The organism is Flavobacterium tyrosinilyticum (genome assembly GCF_023656565.1).
GTDB classification, from domain to species: domain Bacteria; phylum Bacteroidota; class Bacteroidia; order Flavobacteriales; family Flavobacteriaceae; genus Flavobacterium; species Flavobacterium tyrosinilyticum.
The window spans coordinates 673468-697267 of the sequence record NZ_JAMOKG010000001.1 but is presented as its reverse complement, the minus strand read 5'-3'; the positions used below and the strand labels follow the sequence as shown (position 1 = coordinate 697267).

General features: G+C 32.8%; 21 protein-coding genes. 8 read left to right on the top strand and 13 right to left on the bottom strand.

Annotated features, from left to right (window positions below):
* Positions 1-20: 20 nt before the first annotated feature.
* The 3 genes from NCC77_RS03035 to NCC77_RS03025 all read right to left on the bottom strand — a co-directional run bounded on the left by NCC77_RS03035 (position 21) and on the right by NCC77_RS03025 (position 4822).
* Positions 21-2804, bottom strand: coding sequence for a TonB-dependent receptor (locus NCC77_RS03035; protein WP_250834297.1), 2784 nt, complete (start codon positions 2802-2804; stop codon positions 21-23).
* Between the two features lie 5 nt (positions 2805-2809).
* Positions 2810-3556: a hypothetical protein gene (locus tag NCC77_RS03030; protein WP_250834296.1), complete on the bottom strand. Its 747-nt coding sequence runs from the start codon at positions 3554-3556 to the stop codon at positions 2810-2812.
* 303 nt (positions 3557-3859) lie between these two features.
* Positions 3860-4822, bottom strand: coding sequence for a helix-turn-helix domain-containing protein (locus NCC77_RS03025; RefSeq protein ID WP_250834295.1), 963 nt, complete (start codon positions 4820-4822; stop codon positions 3860-3862).
* 106 nt (positions 4823-4928) lie between these two features.
* Between NCC77_RS03025 and NCC77_RS03020 the strand changes: the two genes are divergently transcribed.
* Positions 4929-6014 carry a fatty acid desaturase family protein gene (locus NCC77_RS03020; protein WP_250834294.1) on the top strand — a complete coding sequence of 362 codons (1086 nt, stop codon included), beginning with the start codon at positions 4929-4931 and terminating at the stop codon, positions 6012-6014.
* 72 nt (positions 6015-6086) lie between these two features.
* Here the strand turns inward: NCC77_RS03020 and NCC77_RS03015 are convergent, their stop codons facing one another.
* The 4 genes from NCC77_RS03015 to NCC77_RS03000 all read right to left on the bottom strand — a co-directional run bounded on the left by NCC77_RS03015 (position 6087) and on the right by NCC77_RS03000 (position 10008).
* Positions 6087-8222 carry a polyribonucleotide nucleotidyltransferase gene (locus tag NCC77_RS03015; RefSeq protein WP_250834293.1) on the bottom strand — a complete coding sequence of 712 codons (2136 nt, stop codon included), beginning with the start codon at positions 8220-8222 and terminating at the stop codon, positions 6087-6089.
* 179 nt (positions 8223-8401) lie between these two features.
* Positions 8402-8668 (bottom strand): 30S ribosomal protein S15, encoded by a 267-nt coding sequence (gene rpsO / locus NCC77_RS03010; RefSeq protein ID WP_012023524.1) that lies wholly within the window; start codon positions 8666-8668, stop codon positions 8402-8404.
* Between the two features lie 155 nt (positions 8669-8823).
* Positions 8824-9519 (bottom strand): toxin-antitoxin system YwqK family antitoxin, encoded by a 696-nt coding sequence (locus NCC77_RS03005; protein WP_250834292.1) that lies wholly within the window; start codon positions 9517-9519, stop codon positions 8824-8826.
* A gap of 33 nt (positions 9520-9552) precedes the next feature.
* Positions 9553-10008 (bottom strand): GAF domain-containing protein, encoded by a 456-nt coding sequence (locus tag NCC77_RS03000; RefSeq protein WP_250834291.1) that lies wholly within the window; start codon positions 10006-10008, stop codon positions 9553-9555.
* Positions 10009-10078: 70 nt separating this feature from the next.
* Here NCC77_RS03000 and xrtF point away from each other — a divergent pair, with 70 nt between their 5' ends.
* From xrtF to NCC77_RS02970, 6 genes are all read left to right on the top strand, one after another.
* Entirely contained in the window at positions 10079-10615 is a 537-nt protein-coding gene (gene xrtF / locus NCC77_RS02995; protein ID WP_250834290.1) for an exosortase family protein XrtF, read from the top strand.
* Positions 10605-11051: an exosortase F system-associated membrane protein gene (locus tag NCC77_RS02990; RefSeq protein WP_250834289.1), complete on the top strand. Its 447-nt coding sequence runs from the start codon at positions 10605-10607 to the stop codon at positions 11049-11051. The genes xrtF and NCC77_RS02990 overlap by 11 nt, the downstream gene beginning before the upstream one ends.
* Positions 11052-11097: 46 nt before the next feature.
* A complete protein-coding gene (locus NCC77_RS02985) occupies positions 11098-11496 on the top strand; it encodes an HYC_CC_PP family protein (protein WP_198854669.1) in 399 nt (132 codons plus the stop codon).
* A 118-nt stretch (positions 11497-11614) separates the two neighbouring features.
* Positions 11615-13621 (top strand): TonB-dependent receptor plug domain-containing protein, encoded by a 2007-nt coding sequence (locus NCC77_RS02980; protein WP_250834288.1) that lies wholly within the window; start codon positions 11615-11617, stop codon positions 13619-13621.
* Between the two features lie 54 nt (positions 13622-13675).
* On the top strand, positions 13676-14017 hold the full coding sequence (locus NCC77_RS02975) for a heavy-metal-associated domain-containing protein (RefSeq protein WP_250834287.1): 342 nt from the start codon (positions 13676-13678) through the stop codon (positions 14015-14017).
* Positions 14018-14151: 134 nt separating this feature from the next.
* On the top strand, positions 14152-14832 hold the full coding sequence (locus tag NCC77_RS02970; RefSeq protein WP_250834286.1) for a DedA family protein: 681 nt from the start codon (positions 14152-14154) through the stop codon (positions 14830-14832).
* 245 nt (positions 14833-15077) lie between these two features.
* Here NCC77_RS02970 and rodA read toward each other — a convergent pair whose 3' ends face one another.
* From rodA to purH, 6 genes are all read right to left on the bottom strand, one after another.
* Positions 15078-16313: a rod shape-determining protein RodA gene (gene rodA / locus NCC77_RS02965; RefSeq protein WP_250834285.1), complete on the bottom strand. Its 1236-nt coding sequence runs from the start codon at positions 16311-16313 to the stop codon at positions 15078-15080.
* 15 nt (positions 16314-16328) lie between these two features.
* Complete coding sequence (gene mrdA, locus NCC77_RS02960) at positions 16329-18302, bottom strand: penicillin-binding protein 2 (RefSeq protein ID WP_250834284.1); 1974 nt, start codon at positions 18300-18302, stop codon at positions 16329-16331.
* Positions 18299-18805, bottom strand: coding sequence for a rod shape-determining protein MreD (locus NCC77_RS02955; RefSeq protein ID WP_095928103.1), 507 nt, complete (start codon positions 18803-18805; stop codon positions 18299-18301). Before NCC77_RS02955 ends, mrdA begins: the two co-directional genes overlap by 4 nt.
* Positions 18798-19628: a rod shape-determining protein MreC gene (gene mreC / locus NCC77_RS02950; protein WP_095928102.1), complete on the bottom strand. Its 831-nt coding sequence runs from the start codon at positions 19626-19628 to the stop codon at positions 18798-18800. The genes NCC77_RS02955 and mreC overlap by 8 nt, the downstream gene beginning before the upstream one ends.
* Positions 19629-19739: 111 nt before the next feature.
* The gene (locus tag NCC77_RS02945; protein WP_008466528.1) at positions 19740-20768 is read right to left on the bottom strand and encodes a rod shape-determining protein; all 1029 of its coding nucleotides are present in this window, start codon (positions 20766-20768) and stop codon (positions 19740-19742) included.
* Between the two features lie 56 nt (positions 20769-20824).
* On the bottom strand, positions 20825-22351 hold the full coding sequence (gene purH, locus NCC77_RS02940) for a bifunctional phosphoribosylaminoimidazolecarboxamide formyltransferase/IMP cyclohydrolase (RefSeq protein ID WP_095928101.1): 1527 nt from the start codon (positions 22349-22351) through the stop codon (positions 20825-20827).
* A 165-nt stretch (positions 22352-22516) separates the two neighbouring features.
* Here purH and NCC77_RS02935 point away from each other — a divergent pair, with 165 nt between their 5' ends.
* A complete protein-coding gene (locus NCC77_RS02935) occupies positions 22517-23764 on the top strand; it encodes an ABC transporter permease (RefSeq protein ID WP_250834283.1) in 1248 nt (415 codons plus the stop codon).
* Positions 23765-23800 lie beyond the last annotated feature (36 nt).

The window sequence follows — 23800 nt, the reverse complement described above, 5'->3', positions numbered from 1 at the left end:
AAATTCTGCTTTACGGAAGATTAAAATTTAAAATTATAAGTTATACTTGGAACCGGAATAGAGAAGATTGATGTTTTGTATCCCTTTAATTTTCCGTTTGGATCTGTTACAAAAAATATCGAGTACGGATTATTTCTTCCTAATACATTGTAAACAGAAATATTCCAGAAACTATGCGCTAATTTTTTAATTTTATGATTCCCTTCAATGTTGATACCGATGTCTAAACGAATGTAATCTGGTATTCTAAATTCATTTCTATCACTATATAAAGTGTATTGTGCGCCTCCAAGATTATAAGTTCCGATAGGGTAGGTAATTGGTCTTCCTGTTTGGTATATAAAGTTTGTTGACAGACTATAGCGTTTTGTGAATTTGTAATTTAAAACAGCGCTTAAATCATGTGGCTTATCAAAATTAGAAGCGAAGAATTTACCATTGTTCACAATTTCCTCATTAAACTCGCCATCTAATTTAATCAATGATCTTGAATAAGAGTATCCTAACCATCCATTTAATTTACCAACTTGTTTTTTAATTAAAAACTCTACACCATAAGCTTTTCCTTCACCTTGTAAAAGTTCTGTTTCTACATTTTCATTTAGCAATAATTGCGCACCAACTTTATAGTCTAAAATGTTTTTAGATTTCTTGTAGTAACCTTCCAAACTAACTTCGTATTCGTCATCTCCAAAGTTTTTAAACAATCCTAAAGAGGCTTGTTGTGCGCTTTGTGGTTTTACGTTTGCATCAGATAATTTCCAAGTGTCAGTAGGAGATTGTGTGGTGTTGCTAGACAAAAGGTGAATGTATTGCCTTGTTACGTCATAACCCGCTTTGATAGAAAAATCTTCTGTAAAGAAATAACGTGCTGCTATTCTTGGTTCTAGACCTCCATAAGTTGTTACAACTTCATTATTGTTGTAGTGCTTTGTGTCTATAATTGTAGCATCGCTGATCGGTTTGCCACTTTCATAAGTATTGACATCGGCAGGTCCTAATGATGCGTATAAAGAATATCTTAAACCAAGATCAATTAATAATTTGTCACTTACTTTATAGTTGTCTGCTAGATAAATTGCCGATTCTAATCCTTTTTCTTTGTTAATATCAGTCGGAACTAAAGTTGCATTAGGGTTTGTCGGATGCTGGTAACCTGGTGAAATATTATATAATTTACTAGCTACACCATAAGAAAAATTGTGTTTTTCATTCAACTTATAATTCATCTTTAATTGTAGTTGAGTTTCGTTTATTTTATATCCGAAATCAAAAGAATTAATATCGTCAGAATGATAATCTATATTGAATTTGTATTCGCTATTCGTTAAAATAAGAGCTCCTTTGTTTTTGTCGTTAAAAGTATGATCCCATTTTGCAGAGAATAATCGGTTGCTGTATTTGTATAATGAATCTGAACTCAATCTAAAACGGTCATTACTGTAATATGCCATTGCTTCAATTGCATTCTTACTGTTGATGTTATTTTGGTATTTTAAAATTCCATCATAAAATCCAGCCTCGCTATTTTTAAGTCTTTCGTCATCCAATTGTTTTAAAATCCAATCAGAATAAGTTGCACGACCTCCAACAATTATGCTTGATTTATTTTTTTCAAGAGGTACGCTTAATGTAAGGTTCGAAGTAATTGGCCCTATAGCACCTTCTCCAGAAATTTTCTCTTTATTTCCGTTTTTTGTTGCGATGTCAAATACAGATGATAATCTTCCTCCAAAATCGGCAGGAATGCTTCCTTTGTAGATGTCTGCCTTTTTTGTTGTATAAGGATTAACAGCAGAGAAAAAACCTAAAAAGTGCTGCGGATTATACACAACTGCATTATCCAAAAGAATTAAGTTCTGATCTTCTTTTCCTCCACGCACGTTAAATCCTGCAGATCCTTCACCCGTAGTTTTTATACCTGGGAAAGTAGTAGCAACTTTAAAAATATCTCTTTCTCCAAGAATAAGAGGGACATTTTTTATGTTTTCAATGTCAATAGAAACCAAACCAGATACAACTGTTTCTGTTGCTCTTTGTCCTTTCTTTTTAATGACTACTTCGTCCAATTGATTCGATTTTTCGTTAAGTTCTATATCAAATTGGCCATCATCGTATACGACTAAAGTCTTTGTAACCTCTTTGTGGCTAAGTGACTTTATTTCGACTATGTTAATTCCTCTTGGTAATTGTAAAGTATAATTTCCGTCAAGATCACTAGATGTGCTTATGTTTTTATTTTTTACCTTAATATAAATATTGGCTTCTGGTTTTCCGTTTTCTTCATTTTTAACGGTTCCAGTAACTGTAAATGTTTTCTTTGTTGTGTCCTTATTTTCTTTGCCTATAAATACAATAGAACTCTTTTTGCTTACACTATAGCTACTAGTTGAGTCATATTGCTGATAAAAAACAGGATTGTCATTTTGATCATTTCCTTGGCTGTTTGTTTGAAGTGGTTCGTCTGGGAAATAATTGGATGGTAAAGTACTATATATTGTGCTGTTAAGCGTCAAGATCACTTTATTCTTGATAACAACATAATTTAAGTCTGTTTTATTTAAAACAGCAGACATAAATTCATCAATACTAACATTATTAAAAGTGCCAGAAATAAGTGTTTTGTTAGAATTTAACCAAGCCGAATCAAAATAAAATTTATAAGATGTCGATGATTCAATACGTTTTATAGTGTTTTCTAAAGTTTCATCTTTTAAAGTAATCGATAACTTCTCATTAGAATTTTGCGCAAAAGACAATTGAAAAGAGAAGAAGATAAGTAAGGAGAGTAAAATTTTTTTCATTTGTTTTATTTGCTTGATATTGAAAGAGAGTTAAAAGTGTATTTCATCAAATTTTTCATGAATTGATCTAAATCGGATTTTCTTAGTTCTCTGTTCAATAAATAAAACCCATTGATTTGTTTTTTTTGTTCTGGGAATAATTTAACAAGGTCGCCTTTGCTTTTTATTAAATAAATTTTGCCTTTTAAATCGATAAAATAAGAATTGTTTTCTTTGAATACATAATAGATGCTGTTATCAGAAATTGTTTTTTGCATGTCTTTGTGATGTCTGATATACAAAATTAATTCTGGTGCAACCTTGCTTTCTTCGTAGTAGCCTGTTGTAAATTCAGGTATGTCTTCGGTTGCTCTTTCTCTTTTGATAAAGTTCTTATCTTGGATCGAAAACGAACTGACTTTATTCTGAATTAAACTTATACCGACATTTTCTGAACCTCCAGCTGGATTTAAGACCAATATGTCGCGATAGATGTCGTATTTAAGTTTAACATCATAATAAGCTTGGTTTTCGTAGATAGCTTTTCCTAATTCGTATTTATCTACTAAATACAAATGAATGTCATTTCTTAAAGTTCTGTAAGGATTTGTGTGTGGTACCCCATTGTTAATATCCAGATTGTCTTTGCCAACTGTAGTGTCAAACCAATTGTAAGTTTTTACGTCATTGCTAGTTTGACTCTGGATAGTATGAATGTTTAATAATAATTCAAATAAAATGAGAAAAACGATTTTTTTTTGGTAATTTTTCAAAGGATTTAATGGTTTATTAGTTGTTTTTGGAAGATTTCAAAAGTATAAAAAAAAGGTTACAAATAAAACGCTAATTTGTTAAATTGTTATAAAATCACGCTACAGGCTAGTGAAAGGCATTGTTAGACTATTAAAATTTGGAATTTTTATTAAAAATATTCGAAAAATGATGTTGTATTGATGTGTTTTTTGATTTTTATGAAGAATAAGCCTGATTTGTAGAAGGATAGCAAAAAGGTACAAATAGTTCAAAAACTGAAAAACCCCAATTCGATTAAGAATTGGGGTTTCTAATATTTTCTTTCAAAAAAATAAATCTACTTGTGAATTAATTTTTTCAATATAATAATCAATTTTTCGAATGGCTCGATTAAAGAAAAGATTTTGTTCTTTAATGCCAGATTGACCCAAAGGTATAGAGTTCGTGATTTGCTGCTTAAAAAATTGATGAACATTTTTACAACTTTCTTTATTGTCGGTTATAAAATATCCCAAAAGAGTATAGGGTACAAACATCGTAAGCTTGTCTTCTGTTTCTATAAGCATATTGTTGTTTAATAATATGAGTTCATTATAATAAATGGAAAACTTATTATTAGTATCGTTGCACTTTGATTTTATTAGGTTTACAATCCGTTTTAAATCTAAACAAAGGGCATTGGCACTTTTTAAATTTAAAAGGCCAGCTTCATAAAAATATAAAATTTGCTGTAAGCTGCTGTTTATGGTAGTATCATTCCATACTTCGTTGACAGAAGTATTCTCATATATTTCTTTTAATTTCTGCATGTACTCAGTAAACGATTCATCGACTACAAAATTTTCAAAAGCAACTTTTTTCTGATTTGAATTTAATAGATTCAGCCATACAAAAGCTTTAAATTTAGATAGAATTGTACCATCCATAAAATAAAACAGAGGAATATCTTTTGCGGAATAAAAAAGTGTTGTTTTCTTGTTTTTTATTAAGGTTGCTATATTTTCAGATGATGTTTTGAAATATTGAAGCATGTCCTTTAAGTTTTCAATCTCAATTGTTTTTTCAACCACCACCTTTTCCTTATTTGAAAATAAGTTATCTAACGAAATGTTGAAATAGCCTGCCAGTGTAACTGTTTCATCTATAGAGAATTTGCTTTTTCCCGAAACTCTTCGGTGTGAAGCATCGTAGCTAATTTGTAAAATGCCTGCAATTTCCTCTATTAAAGAAACTGATTTAGGTATTTTTTGTCTAATTGCTTTTAAAAATAATTCTTGCGATTTCATATTTTGCGATAATCGCAAATGTATAAAAATGATTTATTAGTTTACACAAATTGATATGCGATAAATGCAATACGTTTGTTCTGTAATTAAAAAAAAATAAAATTTTATGAAAGCTAAATATTTTAATAAATCAGAAGACGAAAAACTTTTCTTTTCTGTTTTAAAGAAAAGAGTACAGGAGAAGCTTCAGGATAAAACTATTTCTTATGGAGATGCTCAGTTTTGGTTTAAAGGTTTGTTTTGGACATTCGTTTGTTATTTGTCTTATTCGTTGCTTTTTTTGGAGTCCATCACTAAAATAAACTTTTGGGTATTATATGTTGTTTTTCAATTATCAGGATTGTTAATAGGATTTAGTTTTGGGCATGATGCTTCGCACAATACGGCATTCCAAAATAAAAAGGCAAATTCCGTTTTGCATTTTTTTAGTTTTCTTACGGTAGGAATTGACCCGATGCTTTGGGGATTAAGACATATTCGATCACACCATTTATATGCAAATGTAGAAGGAAGTGATATTGATATAGATAAAAACCCTTTTTTGAGATTAAGCCCAACGCATCCTTGGAAACCGAAGCATAAATATCAGGCATATTACGCGCCATTTGTTTATATGTTTACTTTACTGCACTCTGTTTTTATGAGTGATTGGGTATATTTATTTTCAGAAGACTACAACTGGATGAAAAGGGGTGTTCCTAAAGCGGCGTTATATTTTAGATTTGTATTGTATAAAATATTTTATTTTTCTTTGGTGCTGGTTCTTCCATTACTGTATTCTGATTTTTCATGGAGATTTGTGGTTTTGAGTTATCTTACCGCCAGTGCATTTACATCAATGGTATTTATTATCATGCTTGTTGGGACCCATTTTTTTGATGGCGCAGATTATCCGCAGCCCGAGGGAGAGTTTTTAGAACACACTTGGGCGGTTCATCAGCTTTACACTAGTTGCGATTGGGATGCAGATAAAGGTTGGGCAAGATTTTTAAGTGGGGGTTCCAATTGTCATGCTGCTCATCATCTTTTTCCTAATATCTGTCATACTAATTATAGTGAAATAAATGAAATAATTAAAAAAACAACAAAAGAGTATAGGCAGCCTTATCATCATAAAACATTGTTTGAAATGATGTTTTCACATTTTGTTCATTTGCATAAAATGGGAAATCCTGTAGTGGAGACAAAATAAAAACTGAAAAACCCCAATTCGATTAAGAATTGGGGTTTTCTATGAATAAACCTTTAGTAAACTAAGATCTGATTACTCTTTTTTCTCCTCACGTGGAGGTCTTGGAACAAGTGCTTTTTTAGACACTTTTTCTTTTTTAGTTTTAGGGTCAACTCCTAAGTATTTTACTTGGAAAACATCTCCCATTTTAACTACGTCAGCAACATTTTCTGTACGCTCCCAAGCTAGTTCAGAAACGTGAAGTAAAACTTCGTTTCCTGGTGCAGCAGTATATTCTACAACAGCTCCAAAATCAAGCATTTTAATTACTTTAACTTCGTAAGCTTCTCCTAATACTGGTTTGAAAGTGATAGAAGCAATTTTTGCTAATACCGTTTCAATTCCAGCAGGATCTGTACCTAAAATCTCGATAACACCTTGTTCGTCAACTTCATTAATAACGATAGTTGTTCCAGTAGCTTTTTGTAATTCTTGAATTACTTTTCCACCAGGTCCAATTAAAGCTCCAATAAAGTTTCCAGGAATAGTTCTGGTAATGATTTTTGGCGCATGAGCTTTTACGTCAGCTCTTGGTGCAGCGATTGTTTCAGTTAGTTTTCCTAAAATGTGTAAACGTCCATCACGAGCCTGAGCCAAAGCTTGCTCCATAATATCATAACGTAAACCATCAATTTTGATGTCCATTTGACAAGCTGTAATACCGTCAGCAGTTCCAGTTACTTTAAAGTCCATATCTCCTAAGTGATCTTCGTCTCCTAAGATGTCAGACAATACAGCAAATTTCTCACCGTCAGTAATTAATCCCATAGCAATACCAGAAACTGGTTTTACCATCTGAACTCCAGCATCCATCAAAGCCATTGTTCCAGCACAAACTGTTGCCATAGAAGAAGAACCATTAGATTCTAAAACCTCAGAAACAACACGAATTGTATAAGGACAATCAGCAGGAATCATATTTTTTAAAGCTCTTTGAGCCAAGTTACCGTGACCAACTTCTCTTCTTGAAGTTCCTCTTAATGGTTTTGCTTCACCAGTTGAGAAAGGAGGGAAGTTATAGTGTAAGTAGAATTTCTCTTCACCTTGTTCAGATGGAGAATCGATTTGGTTTGCTTCTCTAGAAGTTCCTAAAGTTACAGTAGCCAAAGCTTGAGTTTCTCCACGTGTAAATAAAGAAGATCCGTGAACTCTTGGTAAATAATCAGTTTCACACCAGATTGGTCTGATATCTGTAGTTTTTCTACCATCTAAACGTACACCTAATTCTAAAACTACATTACGAACAGCTTCTTTGTTTGTTTTGTAGAAATATTTTGAAACTAAATCACCGTCAGCTGCTAATTCTTCTTCAGTAAATAAAGCTTTAACTTCTTCTTTTACTTCAGCAAATGCAGCACCTCTTTCGTGTTTAGCTGAGCCAACTTTTGCAATAGCATAGATTTTATCGTATGCTGCAGCTTTTACTTTTGCGTAAATTTCTTCGTTTTCTCTCTCTCCTTCGTAAGTACGAATTTCTTTTTTACCAAAAGCTTCTTGTAAACGATATTGAGCTTGAATTTGAACTTTGATAGCTTCGTGAGCAAACTTAATAGCTTCGATCATTTCAGCTTCTGAGATTTCTTTCATCTCACCTTCAACCATTGCTACAGAATCCATAGAAGCTCCAATCATCATATCGATATCAGATTTTTCTAATTCTTCTCTGCTTGGGTTGATTACTAATTTTCCGTCGATACGTGCAACACGAACTTCAGAAATTAAGTTATAAAAAGGAATGTCTGATACAGCTAATGCCGCAGAAGCAGCTAAACCAGCTAAAGCATCTGGCATAACTTCTTCGTCGTGAGACATTAATTGAATCATAACTTGTGTTTCAGCATGGTAATCGTCTGGGAAAAGCGGACGCAATACACGGTCAACTAATCTCATTGTCAATACTTCGCTGTCGCTTGGACGTGCTTCTCTTTTAAAGAAACCTCCTGGGAAACGACCTGCTGCTGCAAATTTTTCGCGGTAATCTACCGTTAACGGTAAAAAATCAACGCCTGGGTTTGATGTGCGAGCTGAAACTGCTGTTGCAAGAATCATAGTGTCGCCCATTCTTACTACTACAGAACCGTCAGCTTGTTTCGCTAAACGTCCTGTCTCGATTGTGATGCTTCTGCCATCACCTAAATCGATCTTTTCTACAAATAATTGTGGAATCATAAATTTTTTCCTTATTGATTATACAATGGGTTTTAGTTGTGTTGTAGTGTTGTTGTGTGTAGTTGTTGTTATCTAAAACCCAATGAAAAACCAAACTTTTTTTCTTGTAATATGCTTATTATAAATAGCTATAATGTAAAAACAAAAAGAGGCACTTTCGCACCTCTTTTCTATATTGATTATTTTCTGATATTCAATACTTTGATAATCTCACGATATCTGTTGATATCTTTCTTTTTCAAGTAGTCCAACAAAGCTCTTCTTTTACCTACTAATAGTACAAGTGAACGCTCAGTGTTGTAATCGTGACGATTTTTTTTCAAGTGTTCAGTTAAGTGAGAGATTCTGTAAGTGAACAACGCGATTTGACCTTCAGCTTTACCAGTGTTTTTTGCATCACCGTGTTGTGCGAAGATTTCTTCTTTCTTTTCTTTAGTTAAATACATTCCAATATTGTTTTAATGATTTTTATGTATGTCAATACAACTTTTGTAAGACGGGTGCAAAATTAGATTAAAAAAACAAAAAAATCAAACAAAAATAAAAGAATCTTAAAATAAGGGTTAAGAAATTTGTTTTTAATGATTTACGATCATTTTTTTTACTTAAGCTTCTGGGCTTTTTTGCCAGATTGTTTTTCGCTTAAAGAAGAATAGGAAAATTTGACATTGTTTGTATCAGTGCTCACGCCTGAAATTAAAATCCCTTTATCATAATTATCGACAAATGTAATTTTTCTCGACGTATCATTTCCTTCCCAAACTCCTTGTTTCAATCCATCTTTAAGAGTTCCTTTTTGTGTTACAAATAAATCTGTTTCTTCATAATCTCCATTTCCGTCCACTACGGTCTGACTTTTGTTTTCATCCCAGCAGTTAAGCACTAAAGTTTGTGTCTTTTTTGTTTTCGGATACCAGAGATTCTGTTTTTCGCACTTTTTATTTTGGTTTTCGTACCAATTGATTTCTTTTCCGTTTTTGTGATCCTCAGAATAATTGACAACGGTTTCTTTTGCTCCGTTTTTATAATAGTAAATAAATTCGCCGTCTTTTTTTAAGACATCGCGATCCAGAGTAGAACCGGTCATTTTCTTTCTTCCATTCTTATAAAAATCAGTTACAACATAGCGAACGCTTTTTTGCGAATAATTGGTAATTACTCTTGTGTAGGCATGGTTTTCTAGTGTGCATTCACGATTTAAGGAGTCTAAAAAGATTTTTTTAGAAACCATATTAATTTGTGCAGACAGATGAGCTGAAATTAGTATAAGCAAAAAGAGAAGGAAGTTTCTTTTCATTCTGTGCTATTTTTTATCTTAAAAATAGTTCTTCTAGAATAATTTAGCAACTTCTTGATTTACAAATTCTAAAAATCTTTCGTCAGCTTCTGTAAAAGGATCGATAACGTGGCTGTCAATGTCGATTTGACCAATATTTACTCCGTTAACAAAAAGGGGTACTACGATTTCAGATTTTACTGTTAAACTGCAGGCGATGTAATTGTCTTGTGCTTTAACATCTGGCACAACAAAATTGGCATTACTTTCAGCAACTTGGCCACAAATTCCTTTTCCAAAAGGAATAACAGTATGATCTGTTTCTGCACCAACATAAGGTCCTAAATGTAAAGTTTTAGCCTCGTGATTAGCAAAATAAAATCCTACCCAGTTGTAATACTCGACGTTTTCGTTTAAAAGTTGGCATATTGCTAATAATTTTCCGTCTCTATCTGTTTCAGTGCCAGTAACAATTGCACTTATTTTTGGTTGTAATTCTTGAAATGTCATAATGTAAAAATTTATACAAAAGTATTTAAAGCTGAACTCAAAAAATACATAAATTTGAAAAAAAAATCTCTTGAAAAAATATTTAGTCCAGTTTAAGCCATTCTTAATTTTTGTAAGCGTCTTTTTTCTTACCTATATTGTTCTTACACTGCTGTATAAGTTTTATTTAAATACCTATGAAGCCGAGGAACTTGATGGTGCGACAATGATGGCCGGGCAAAATGCAGAACAATTGCTAAAACTTTTTAATTATGATATCATAATTCAGAAAAGTTCACAAAATCCGTGGCAGGAGATTATTTTAAATGGCAAATTCATAGCCCGTATAACAGAGGGATGTAATGCTGTTAGCGTAATGATACTTTTTGTGTCGTTTGTAGCTGCTTTTTCGAGAAGCTTAAAAAAAACAGTATTGTTTATACTTTTTGGACTTGTGTCTCTATATATATTAAATGTTCTAAGAATTGCGATTTTGATTGTCCTCGTATATAACTTTCCTCATTATACCCGATTTTTACATGGTACTTTCTTTCCATTGGTGATTTACGGTTATGTTTTTATTTTATGGGTTTTCTGGATTAATAGATTTTCAAAATATGCTAAATAATTTAAAAGAGAATAAATTTAAAATCTTTATAGCAATTGTTGTGATAATAGGTTTTGCTTTGATTAGGACATTTGAAAGAAATTTGTTTTATGATCCTTTTCTGAGATACTTTGAATCTGATTTCCATTCGAGTCCTTATCCTGAAGTGGAAACTTTAAAACTTTTCGGGTCGCTTTTTCTTCGTTATTTTCTAAACTCTGCTTTGTCACTTTTACTGATTTATGTCTTATTTCAAGATCGTGATATTTTTAAGTTTAGCTCATTTGTTTATGCCTCCTTTTTGTTTGTGCTATTGAGTTTATTTTATATAATACTTAATTTTTTTCCAGATGGCAGTTGGCTTCTTTTTTATGTGAGAAGATTTATAGTTCAGCCAATTTTGGTGTTATTGTTTATTCCTGGATTTTACTATCAGCTCCAGAAATCTAAAAAATAACAATTCATTTAGTTTTTTATCAACAGTTTTTGAATAGCTTTGCAGTATGAATTTGAAAAAGTGTACAGGTCTGTTTTTGGCGTTCCTTTTATTGGTTTCCAATATTGGGTTTGCTTTTGATGTGCACTATTGTGGAGGAGAAATTGCTTCTGTTTCATTAAAAACTACCGCAGAACCTGTTGTTGAAAAGAAATGCTGCGGGTCTAAAGAGAAAAAGAACTCTTGTTGTAAAGACAAAGTTGTTCATTTCGAAAAGAAATCAGATGATGCGACAATCAAATTCTTCTTTTTTCAATTTGCTTTCCCAGCAGTTATACAAGATTATAAGCCTCTTGTCTTTTTAGAAATTCCAAATTTTAAAAAGAAAGAAGTTCTTTCGTATTATGCTGATGCGAATGCGCCCCCCTTATTTAAATTATACCATCAGTATATTTTCTATTCCTGATTTTAATGTTAAGATGCACTACAAGTCTTGATTAAGACTTCGTATTTACATTTTAATTGCTTTTGCTTTGCGCAGAATGCAATAATGTAATTCTATTTCAACATTAAAATCATTTTTTATGCAAAAAAATATAATGCTTTTTGTAGCGTTTTTGCTTTCTGTATCTGTGTTTTCGCAAGAAGATTTAGAAGAGGTAAAAATCACTAAAAAGCAAAAAGGAATTAAAAAATCCTATACGTTAACAGCCAATACTTCTGTAATTACTAGTAAAGAACTGCTTAAAGCGGCTTGTTGTAATTTGGCAGAAAGCTTTGAAACCAATCCATCAATCGATGTCAATTTTTCTGACGCTTTAACAGGAACTAAGCAAATTAAAATGCTTGGATTGACGAGTCCTTACTTAATGATTACAGAAGAGAATATTCCTTCTGTTCGAGGAGCTTCTCAAGCTTACGGATTGTCATTTACTCCCGGAACTTGGATCGAAAGTGTTCAGATTACCAAAGGAGCGGGAAGTGTTATAAATGGATACGAAAGTATTTCAGGTCAAATCAATACGGAGCTTTTAAAACCTTTAAACGATATTCCGTTTTTCTTGAATGCTTATGGTTCAACCGATTCTCGTTTTGAATTGAATACTCATTTCAATAAAAAATTATCAGATAAATGGGCAACAAGTTTGTTTGTTCATGGAAATGCGCGTGTAGCCAAAAACGACATGAACAATGATGGTTTTTTAGATAATCCGTTAGGAAAACAAATCAATGTTTTAAACCGTTACCAATATTACGATCCAGAAAGCGGATTGGTTAGTTTTATCAATTTCAGATATATGAATGATAAAAAACAAACAGGAGAAGTTGATTTTGATAAAGATCGCGATCGAGGCACAACTAACCACTGGGGGTCTGAAATTAATACAGAACGTTTTGATGTTTCAACAAAAATCGGATATGTGTTTAAAGATATGCCTTATCAAAGTATTGGTTTTCAAAATGCTTTTAATAGTCATAAACAAGATTCTTATTATGGTTTAAATCAATACGATATCAAACAAAATAGTTTTTATTCTAATTTGATTTTCAATTCGATTATTAATAACACCATGCACAAGTTTACTACTGGTCTGAATTTTACTTACGATCAATATCAGGAGTTTGTCAATTTAACAGATGTGGGTAGAATTGATAATTCGGTTGGAGCTTTCTTTGAGTACACTTACGATAATACAGACAATTTTAGTTTGATTTTAGGAGGAAGAGTAGATAATCATAACCGATTAGGATTTTTTGTTACACCAAGATTACACATGAGATATAATCCTTGGAAAAATGGAGTAGTTCGTTTTTCTGCGGGAAGAGGGAAACGTTCTGCCAATATTTTTGCCGAGAATCAGCAGCTTTTTGCCAGTTCAAGAACATTTTCGATTTTAGATTCTAGTGGAAAAGTATACGGTTTAAATCCAGAGATTGCTTGGAATTATGGCGTGAGTTTCTCACAGAAATTCCGTCTTTTCAATAAAAATGCCGATGCAGGTTTTGATTTTTACCGCACCGATTTCCAAAATCAAGCAGTTGTAGATGTAATGCAAAGCCCGCAACAAGTTTTGTTTTATGATTTGAAAGGAAGTTCTTTTGCAAACAGCCTTCAAGTAGAGTTTAATTATGAATTGATTCATAATTTAAATTTGAGAACAGCTTACAAATATTACGATATCCAAACTGACTATTTAAGAGGGACATTCCAGCGTCCGCTTCAGGCTAAACATCGTTTCTTAGGAAATTTAGAATACGAAACAACGATGAATAATGATAAACAATGGAGGTTTGACTTTACGTATAATTGGTCAGGAAAACAGCAATTGCCTTATACGGCAACAAATCCTGCAGAAGATCAATTTCCTGATTTTTCACCAGCTTATGGCGTGATGAATGCTCAGGTAACTCGTGTTTTTTCATCGGTTTTTGAGGTGTATGTAGGAGGGGAGAATATTGGAAATTATAAGCAGCAAAAAGCAATTTTAGGAGCAAACGATCCTTTTGGACCTAATTTTGATGCATCGATAGCATACGCTCCAATTTTTGGACAGATGTATTATGCCGGATTAAGGTTTAAAATTAAATAACAATATCAATAACAATATCAAAAATCAATTTCAATAACAATAAAAATAAATACAATGAATAAGATAGTTTTAATCGCAATGATGGTTTTTTTAGGTTTTTCGGCTCAGGCTCAGACGAAGAAAAATAAGAACTTAAAATATACAACAGAAGTAAATGGTAACTGCGAACAATGCAAGAAACGAATTGAAAAAGCGGCTTATGGAGTTCCAGGTGTGAAAACTGCAAGTTGGGATGTAAGTTCTCATCAGCTTTCGGTTATTTTAAACGAAGAAAAATGTTCCCCTTCAGATTTAAACAAAGCGATTGCAAAGGCAGGTCATGATACTAAGGAAGTTAAGGCGACATCTGCAGATTATGATAACTTACATAGCTGTTGCAAGTATGTAAGAGAATAATGTAAAGGAAAGCCCAGACGATTAGTTTGGGCTTTTTTTAATAGTTAATTTATGTTTAAAATACCGTATTTTATTGTGGTTAAGCTAAATTATTGTTACTTTCACGAACTTATAAGATAACCAATTCCCCTTTTATGAATAATTTTGAATGGACCCAGTTACTAAACCCTGAATTTTATATTACTTTAAGCGTTGGAGGTTTTCAGATTGGGTTGTTTATTGTTCTGTTTATCGTTTTTGCCGAAACAGGACTTTTTGCAGGTTTTTTTCTGCCTGGAGATAGTTTGCTTTTTTTGGCAGGTATTTACAGCCGTGATCTAGTTGAGAATGTTGCCTCTATTCCAAATGATTTTATAAATGTCTTTCTGCTTGCTACTTCAGTTGCTATAATGGGAGTTTTAGGTAATATGACTGGTTATTGGTTTGGCGCAAAAAGCGGTTATTATTTATTCAAAAAAGAAGATACATTCTGGTTCAAGAAGAAATATCTGTTGCAGTCAAAAGATTTCTTTGAAAAATATGGTGGAAAAGCAATTATTTACGCACGTTTCCTTCCAATTTTCAGAACCTTTGCTCCAATTGTTGCGGGTATTGTATCGATGGATAGAAAGAAGTTTATGTTTTACAATATCTTGAGTTCTTTTCTTTGGTCGTTTATTTTAATTTTTGCAGGACATTATCTATATGGCATTTTCTTGAAGCAAGGCATAGATTTAAAGAAACATATTGAATACATTATTATCATTATAGTTATAATCTCAACGTTCCCGGTTCTAGTTAAACTATTTAAAAAGACACCAAAGGAACAAATATAATCTTAAAGTAAATAAAAAAATCCGAAGCTTAAACTTCGGATTTTTTTTGCTTGTCGGTAAAGTTATTATCGGCGTTTCCATGATATGATATGCGATATAATTAGTTAGCAGATAAAATCGAAGTTAATAGCTTAAGTGTAAAATCAAAAAAAGCTGTAATTAGTTTTTTAAAACATAATTACAGCTTTTGTATTATAATTATTCTACTTGGAATTTGGCATTTAAAAATTGAATATTTTAAACACTTACCACTCATTCACTTTGTTTGCATCCATTTTAAGGAAAATAAACAGCAAAATGGTGAATCCCCAGAGTCCAGAGCCTCCGTATGAAAAGAACGGCAGAGGAACACCAATTGTAGGGAAAATTCCAATTACCATCGCAATATTTACAAAGAAGTGTATAAATAGAATTGCGGCGACGCAATAGCCATAAACCCGGCTAAACTTTGTCTTCTGTCTTTCTGCCAAATAAATTACTCTAAGCAATAAACTAACGAAAAGTAAAATAACGACAAACGAACCTGCAAATCCCCATTCTTCACCCACAGTTGTAAAAATATAATCGGTGTGTTGTTCAGGAACAAATCCTCCTTTGGTTTGAGTTCCTTCTAGGAAGCCTTTTCCAATCCATCCGCCAGATCCAATTGCAATTTCAGACTGATTGGTATTGTATCCAATACCTTTCATATCTACAGTTTTACCAAGTAAAATATTGAAACGGTCTCTGTGGTGTTGTTTAAAAACGTTATCAAATACATAATCTACAGAGAAAACAAATCCTGAGATTAAAACTAATAAGATACCGCTTAAGATAATATTTCGATCTACCGCCCTGCCTTTAAAATGTATGATTGCCAAAACCACAAAAGCCATTGCGATAACAGCGTATGGTTCTAAAACCAAAGTAAGAACAAAGAGGATAATTGTTATAAATGCTGTCCAAACATACCAAGAAGGTAAGCCTTCTCGATATAGAACAAGAATAAATGCACTATAAATTAAAGCACTTCCAGGATCTGGCTGCGGTAAAATAAGTAGTACAGGTAATAGCATAATGGCTAAAGCCTGAATTTGTCTATTGGTTTCTTTTAAGTTGATCTGTGTGTCGCTTAAATATTTGGCCAAAGCCAATGATGTCGCAGCTTTTGCAAACTCAGAAGGCTGCAAAGTAAAACTTCCGATGGCGTACCAGCATCGCTGTCCGGCAATTGTTTTTCCAAAGAGAAACAATCCGGCAAGAGATAATAAAGAAACTCCAAATATGATACTAGCATATTTTTCATAGAATTTACCATCAACAAAGAGCACAACAAATATCAAAGGAATTGTACAGCAAATAAAAATCAGCTGTTTTTGATAAGTGCCATCTGTTGATAATAAGGAAGACGAGTAAATATTAAGCCAACCTAAAGTTACCAGCGCAATGTAGATAAAGACACTTATCCAATCAATATTATTTTTTACACTTTGATTTTTCATTTGAAATAATCTTTCTTAGTTTTTCTTAGTTGTGTCTACTGCTGTTTTTTTAACTTCAGTTTTTGGTGCCGTTGTAACTGGTGCTTTTGGTTTTACAATTTTAGCTTGTAAAACAGAGTCTTTTGGAACAGATTCGATTTTAAGAGCCTCGCTTATTCCTCCTAATTTAGCATATTCCGAAAGTAAGCTTTTGTTTAATACTCTTACTTCTAGGTCTGTTCTTGTAATCTTCTTTCTTAGATATTTTTCAATCATTAAACTCGCTATCGGACCCGCAACTGTTGCTCCAAAACCTCCATTTTCAATCATAACCGCAATAGCAATTTTTGGATTGTCTTTTGGGGCAAAAGCAACAAATATAGAGTGGTCTTTAAGCTGCGTTCTTTTGCCATTTATTTTGGCAAAGTTCTCGGCAGTACCTGTTTTTCCGCAAATATCGATTCCTTCTACTCTTAAGCTGTAAGCGGTACCTTTGTTGTAAACATCAAACAGTCCGCTGATAACTGGTGGGAAATATTTTTGATCAACCGTAGTCACGTGTTTTGTAGTGAACTTTTCGTCGATTTTTTCTCCTTCAATTTTTTTAATGATATGAGGAGTATAATAATAACCCTGATTTGCAACAGTCGCCATCATGTTGGCCAATTGAATAGGTGTCATTAAGACCTCTCCTTGGCCAATTGCATTGGATACAATGGTTGAGCTTCTCCATCCTCCGTTAGGATAAATTCTTTTATAGGTTTTAGAAGTTGGAATATTACCTCGTTTTCCAATTGGTAAATCATATCCCATAAATTGTCCTAAACCGAAACTTTTTACGTGACTGCTCCAAACATCAACAGCTTGGCCAGGATCTTTGTACTTATTGATGGTAAGCATATAGGCTTGTCCAAAATAAGTGTTGCAAGAATTGTAAATTCCGTTATGCAATTGATGTGGACCAAAACCGTGACACTTCATGAATCGGCCTCCACCATAACTAAATCCGTGATGACACATAAAAGTAGTCTGCTCATTTACCACCCCTTCTTGAAGTGCAACTAAACCAGTCAGGATTTTGAATGGAGAGCCTGGAGGATACTCTGCTAAAAGTCCTCTGTCGTATAATGGTTTTGAAATAGAATCGTTATATAAAAGCGTATAATTTTTAGATCTCTGGCGACCTACTAAAATACCTGGATCATAAGAAGGTGCAGTAACCAATGCTAGAATTTCTCCAGATTTAGGTTCAAGCGCGACAATTCCTCCTCGCTTATTAATCATCAATTCTTCACCATATTTTTGAAGTTCAGCATCAATAGTTAAATTGATATCTTCTCCAGCTACGGCGATGGTGTCATATTTTCCTTCTTTATAAGCACCAATTTCTCGGTTGTATTTGTCTTTTTGAATATATTTTACACCTTTTATTCCGCGTAAAATTTCTTCATAACTTTGTTCTACACCTTGTTTTCCAATTAAATCTCCACTATTGTAGTAAGGATTTTTTTCAATCTGTTTTTCGTTAACCTGTGTAATAAAACCAAAAATATTTGCTCCATAATCTACTTCATAATCACGAAGTGATCTTTTCTGGAAATAGAAACCATCATATTTTCTGATTTTTTCCTGAAAAGCAGCAAATTCATTTTTATTTAGCTGAGATAAGAAAACAGAAGGAAGCCTAGGACTATATACTTTTGCCTTTTCAACGCGTTTATGATATTCTTCTTCAGTAATATTTAGAAGAGCGCAAAATTCGGCAATATTTAAATCTTTTTTAATGTCTCTCGGAATAACCATGATGTCATAAGAAGCCTGATTCGCAACAAGAAGTTTTCCGTTACGATCATAAATATAACCTCTTTCAGGATAGTCGTATACTTTTTTTATCGCATTATTTTCCGATTTCAATTTAAAAGAATCATCAATAATTTGCAGGTAAAAAATCCTAATCACTAGCAAAGACGCTGCAATAATAATTATAGTGGGCAGCAAGACTTTTCTCATCGTTTATTGGGCTTAATAAGATAAATTATTATTATTGAGGTGATTATAGTAAAGATAGAACTAAATAAGGTTCGGAGTAAAATGTCCCAGATAAATTTGAATTGAAATGCCTCTAAAACAAATAATACAATATGATGCATTAAAACCGAAACCAGTATAAATGAAAATCGTTCTGGTGTTAAAGATTCGTTTAGTTTAATAGTTTGATATTCATAACTCAGACCAAAAGAAAATTTAAAAATATAGGGTCTATAATACGCTAATATAACGCATGCAGTTGCATGTATACCTCCAGAATTGCAGAACATATCCATTGTAAGTCCAAGTAAAAAACTAGAAATTATTAATCCTGCTTTATTGCTGTTTACAGGGTATAGAATGATATACAAGATATACGGGAAAGGACTTATATATCCTAAGAAATTCATATTGTTGAAAATAACAATCTGAACTGCCAGTAACATAATAAATCGAAAAATATTGACTAACAGAGCGCTATTCATTTTTTTCTTTGTTTTTGTTTTCTAAGTTAATAAGTTCTTCTCTGTCTTTACTTTTGATGACGTATACATGACCCAAGTTTGTCATATCGTTAAATAGTTTAACTTTTATAACATAAAAACTTGTGTTTTCTTTTTTGTATATAACGTCTACAGTTCCGATATTAATTCCTTCAGGGAAAATTACAGATTGTCCTCCGGTAACAATGGTGTCACCTTTTCTAATTGATGCTAATCTTGGCACATCTTCTAGCTGAACAAATCCTGTGCTTTTACCATCCCAAGTTAAAGAACCAAAGTGGTTAGATTTTTTGATTTTAGCATTAATATGCGACTTCATGTTCAAAATGCTCACTACTGTAGAATAGTTAGCAGAAGTATTGTCTACTACTCCAATAATACCTAAACTGTTTATAACTCCCATATCTGGCTTAACTCCTTCTTTGCTTCCAGAGTTTAAAGTGATATAGTTTTCGTGTGTGTTATATGTATTATGAATTACTTTTGATACCACGATATCTGCAGGTTTTACACCTTTAATGCTATCTGGCAATGGTGCTTTGGTAGTGTCTTCTTTATTGAACAAAAGACTTTTTAACCTTGCATTCTCTAATACAAGTTCATCATTTTCGGCTCTTAAATTCAAATATTCGTTTACACGATTAATTCTTTCATAAACACCTCCGCTTAAAAAATTAGCTGAACTGATTACTCTGCTTCTGTGGTAAGAATGCGATTGAATTGTGAGCGTCAACGAAATACCTAAAAGCAGCAAAAACAGCAATCGATTACTGTTTCTTATAATGAAATTAAATATTTGCTGCATTTCTTGTCTGGTTATTTTGTTTCAGGATATGCTTAAAGGTTTCAGTTTTTACAAGGGTCAAATATTAAAAATCTGACCCTTATAAAAGTAAATTGATTGTTATTTTGAATCTTATTTGATTAAGATACTTTTAAATTTAGCGATGTTTTTAAGAGCCATTCCTGTTCCTCGTACAACTGCTCTTAAAGGATCTTCGGCAATATAAACCGGTAAGTCTGTTTTTTGAGAAATACGTTTGTCAAGACCTCTTAGCATCGATCCACCACCAGCTAAATAGATACCAGTGTTGTAGATATCTGCTGCTAATTCTGGCGGAGTCTGAGATAATGTTTCCATTACCGCATCTTCAATACGCTGAATAGATTTGTCTAATGCTTTTGCAATTTCACGGTAAGAAACATCTACTTGTTTTGGTTTACCAGTAAGCAAATCTCTACCTTGAACTGACATATCTTCTGGCGGACCATCTAAATCTTCAATAGCCGCTCCGATTTGAATTTTAATTTTTTCTGCAGTACTTTCTCCCACAAAAAGGTTATGCTGTGTACGCATGTAGTAAACGATGTCGTTTGTGAAAACGTCACCTGCAATTTTTACAGATTTGTCACATACAATTCCACCTAAAGCGATAACAGCAATTTCTGTTGTACCACCTCCGATATCTACAATCATGTTACCTTTTGGCTGCATAATGTCTATACCAATACCAATTGCCGCTGCCATTGGCTCATGAATCAAGTAAACTTCTTTTCCGTTTACTCTCTCACAAGATTCCTTCACCGCTCTCATCTCCACTTCAGTAATACCAGAAGGAATACATACAACCATACGTAAAGCTGGAGTAAACATTCTTTTTTTCAATGCAGGAATACTTTTAATGAACATATTGATCATTTTTTCCGAAGCATCAAAATCAGCGATTACACCATCTTTCAAAGGCCTTATAGTTTTGATGTTTTCATGTGTTTTACCTTGCATCATATTGGCTTCCTTACCAACAGCAATGATTTTGCCTGATACTCTATCACGTGCAACGATAGATGGACTATCAATGACAACTTTATCATTATGAATGATTAAAGTGTTTGCGGTTCCAAGGTCTATCGCAATATCCTCGGTCATGAAATCAAAAAATCCCATAAGTTTTTTAGGGGTTTAAAATGTTATAAATTATTTATCGAACAAAGTTAAACAAATTAATGTTTAAAATGACGAGTTCCTGTAAATACCATTGCAAGATTATTTTCATTGCAATAATTTATACTTAATTCGTCTTTAATTGAACCTCCTGGCTGAATTACAGCAGTTATTCCTGCTTTTTTGGCTAATTCTACACAATCCGGAAATGGGAAAAATGCATCACTTGCCATCGAAGCTCCATTTAAATCAAATCCAAAAGCTTTTGCTTTGTCAACAGCTTGAATTAAAGCGTCAACTCTTGAAGTCTGACCTGTACCTGATGAAATCAATGTTCCGTTCTTAGCAAATACAATAGTGTTTGATTTTGTATTCTTGCAGATTTTAGAAGCAAAGATCAAATCTTCGATCTCTTGAGCAGTAGGTTCTGTAATTGTAACGGTTTTTAAATGCTCTTTATTATCCGTAATATTATTTCTGTCCTGAATTAACAAACCATTAAGACAAGTTCTTACTTGACGAGAAGGTAATTCCACTTCATTTTGAACTAAAATAATTCTGTTTTTCTTCTCTTGTAAAACTGTAACTGCCTCATCATCATATGCAGGAGCGATTACAACCTCGCAGAATAATTTGTTGATTTCTTGTGCAGTTTCTAAATCAATTTTTGTGTTAGAAATTAACACTCCTCCAAAAGCAGAAGTAGGATCACAAGCTAAAGCGGCTAAATAAGCTTCGCTGATTGTTTTTCTTGAAGCCAATCCGCAAGCATTGTTATGTTTTAAAATGGCGAACGTTGGTCCGTCAGTTTTAAATTCAGCAATTAAATTTACTGCAGCATCAACATCAAGTAAATTATTGTAAGATAATTCTTTTCCGTGAAGTTTGTTGAACATTGCATCAAAATCTCCAAAGAAGAATCCTTTTTGGTGAGGGTTTTCACCGTATCTTAAAACTTGACCATTTGCAATGCTTTCTTTGTAAATAGTCTCGTCTGTATTGAAATAATTAAAAATAGCTCCATCGTAGTGAGAGGAAACGTGGAATGCTTTAGTAGCCAACAATCTTCTGTTTTCCAAAGTTGTTGCTCCATCTTGCTCCGTAATCAAATCCAAAAGTAAGCTGTACTCGTTAACAGAAGCAACAATTACAGTATCTTTGAAATTTTTTGCACCAGCACGAATTAATGAAATACCACCAATATCAATTTTCTCAATAATATCTTGTTCGCTAGCTCCAGAAGCAACTGTTTTTTCAAAAGGATATAAATCAACAATTACTAAATCGATTTGAGGAATATCAAATTCCTTCATTTGCTGAACGTCGCTTTCATTATCTTGACGATTCAAGATTCCGCCAAAAATCTTTGGGTGTAAAGTTTTTACTCTTCCGCCAAGAATTTCAGGGAAAGAAGTGATATCCTCAACAGGAACGACTGGAATACCAAGGTTTTTGATGAAATCTTCAGTTCCTCCAGTTGAATAAAGTGTTACATTTTGTTCGTGTAATTTTCTAACAATTGGTTCTAATCCATCTTTAGAAAAAACAGAAATTAATGCCGATTGTATTTTTTTTGTTGTGCTCATTGTGTAGTTATGATTTTGAGACTGCAAAAGTAGTTTTTTTATATATTATATTAAAGAAAATTAGTGTAACAAAATGCTAAAAAAATCTACTGATGAGTAAGTTAACTTTTATTAGGTTTTTGAATTTAAATTATTGAATTTTACTTTATTGAAATATACAAAAATATGATCGTTTATCTAAGATTATTAAAAGAAAGTCTAAGCTTTGCCATCAATGCTTTGCGAAATAATAAATTACGCACATTATTGTCGCTTTTAGGTGTAACGATCGGTATTTTTTCAATCATTGCCGTTTTGGCCGCTGTTGACTCTTTAGATAAAAAAATCTCTAAAGATCTGAGTAGCTTAGATAAAAATACAATTTATTTAATGAAATACTGCTTTGGGCCGTCTGAAATTCCGCAATGGAAGAGAGAACAGTTTCCAAATGTAAAATATGACGAATATATTGGTTTAAAAAATTCAATGAATAATACCGATCAAGTAGCATATCAGCTTTTTGTAAATAGGGAAAGTTTAAAATATGATTCTAAAACAGTCAGCGATGTAAATATTATTCCGGCATCAAACGAAATGGTCGATATTGACGGATTGAGTTTTGACAAAGGAAGATTTTATAACGAATCTGAATCTAATTCAGGAACTCCCGTTATTGTTCTTGGATATGATATAGCCGAAGGACTTTTTGGTTCCAGTGATCCAATTGGGAAAAATATTCGCTTATATGGACAGCGATTTACTGTAATTGGCGTAATGGCAAAACAAGGAGCCGGTTTTTTTGGAGACAGCAATGATACTTCGGTTTATCTTCCAGCTAATTTTTTGAGAAGAATGTATGGAGACAGTGATTCGATGACTCCAGTTATAGTTTTAAAGCCAGAAAAAGGCGTAGATATGGAGGCATATAAAGCAGAAATTGCCCAAAAGCTTCGAGCAATCCGTGGGATGAAAGCAGGAGAAATGGATAATTTCTTTATTAATGTACTTTCTGGATTTACCGATTTCATTGACGGAATTTTAGGTCAGATGAATTTTGTGGGGTGGATCATTAGTGGGTTTTCTCTTTTAGTTGGCGGGTTCGGAATTGCGAATATTATGTTTGTTTCGGTTAAAGAAAGAACCAATCTAATCGGGATTCAGAAATCATTGGGAGCGAAGAATAAATTTATCTTATTTCAATTTTTGTTTGAAGCCGTTATTCTTTCTGTTATTGGCGGAATTATAGGTCTGCTGATGGTTTGGGGAATTGCTGTAATCTTAACAAAAGCCCTTGATTTTGAATTTGTTTTGAGTTTAGGAAACATTCTTTTAGGAACTAGTTTAGCGGCTCTTATTGGTTTGATTTCTGGAATTCTTCCTGCTATTTCGGCGGCAAATTTAGATCCTGTAGAAGCCATTCGAACAGGAATGTAAAATATTGTTTTTATGTTATTTAATTGTAAATTTTGT

Excerpts from the sequence above, each read along its gene's own strand:
- NCC77_RS03020 (WP_250834294.1), top strand. The coding sequence starts at position 4,929 with ATGAAAGCTAAATATTTTAATAAATCAGAAGACGAAAAACTTTTCTTT.
- NCC77_RS03005 (WP_250834292.1), bottom strand. The coding sequence starts at position 9,519 with ATGAAAAGAAACTTCCTTCTCTTTTTGCTTATACTAATTTCAGCTCAT.
- NCC77_RS02975 (WP_250834287.1), top strand. The coding sequence starts at position 13,676 with ATGAATAAGATAGTTTTAATCGCAATGATGGTTTTTTTAGGTTTTTCG.
- NCC77_RS02985 (WP_198854669.1), top strand. The coding sequence starts at position 11,098 with ATGAATTTGAAAAAGTGTACAGGTCTGTTTTTGGCGTTCCTTTTATTG.
- mreC (WP_095928102.1), bottom strand. The coding sequence starts at position 19,628 with ATGCAGCAAATATTTAATTTCATTATAAGAAACAGTAATCGATTGCTG.
- rodA (WP_250834285.1), bottom strand. The coding sequence starts at position 16,313 with ATGAAAAATCAAAGTGTAAAAAATAATATTGATTGGATAAGTGTCTTT.
- NCC77_RS03035 (WP_250834297.1), bottom strand. The coding sequence starts at position 2,804 with ATGAAAAAAATTTTACTCTCCTTACTTATCTTCTTCTCTTTTCAATTG.
- NCC77_RS03015 (WP_250834293.1), bottom strand. The coding sequence starts at position 8,222 with ATGATTCCACAATTATTTGTAGAAAAGATCGATTTAGGTGATGGCAGA.
- NCC77_RS02935 (WP_250834283.1), top strand. The coding sequence starts at position 22,517 with ATGATCGTTTATCTAAGATTATTAAAAGAAAGTCTAAGCTTTGCCATC.
- NCC77_RS03025 (WP_250834295.1), bottom strand. The coding sequence starts at position 4,822 with ATGAAATCGCAAGAATTATTTTTAAAAGCAATTAGACAAAAAATACCT.
- NCC77_RS02955 (WP_095928103.1), bottom strand. The coding sequence starts at position 18,805 with ATGAATAGCGCTCTGTTAGTCAATATTTTTCGATTTATTATGTTACTG.
- NCC77_RS02945 (WP_008466528.1), bottom strand. The coding sequence starts at position 20,768 with ATGGGATTTTTTGATTTCATGACCGAGGATATTGCGATAGACCTTGGA.
- NCC77_RS02970 (WP_250834286.1), top strand. The coding sequence starts at position 14,152 with ATGAATAATTTTGAATGGACCCAGTTACTAAACCCTGAATTTTATATT.
- NCC77_RS02990 (WP_250834289.1), top strand. The coding sequence starts at position 10,605 with ATGCTAAATAATTTAAAAGAGAATAAATTTAAAATCTTTATAGCAATT.
- NCC77_RS03000 (WP_250834291.1), bottom strand. The coding sequence starts at position 10,008 with ATGACATTTCAAGAATTACAACCAAAAATAAGTGCAATTGTTACTGGC.
- NCC77_RS02980 (WP_250834288.1), top strand. The coding sequence starts at position 11,615 with ATGCAAAAAAATATAATGCTTTTTGTAGCGTTTTTGCTTTCTGTATCT.
- rpsO (WP_012023524.1), bottom strand. The coding sequence starts at position 8,668 with ATGTATTTAACTAAAGAAAAGAAAGAAGAAATCTTCGCACAACACGGT.
- purH (WP_095928101.1), bottom strand. The coding sequence starts at position 22,351 with ATGAGCACAACAAAAAAAATACAATCGGCATTAATTTCTGTTTTTTCT.
- mrdA (WP_250834284.1), bottom strand. The coding sequence starts at position 18,302 with ATGAGAAAAGTCTTGCTGCCCACTATAATTATTATTGCAGCGTCTTTG.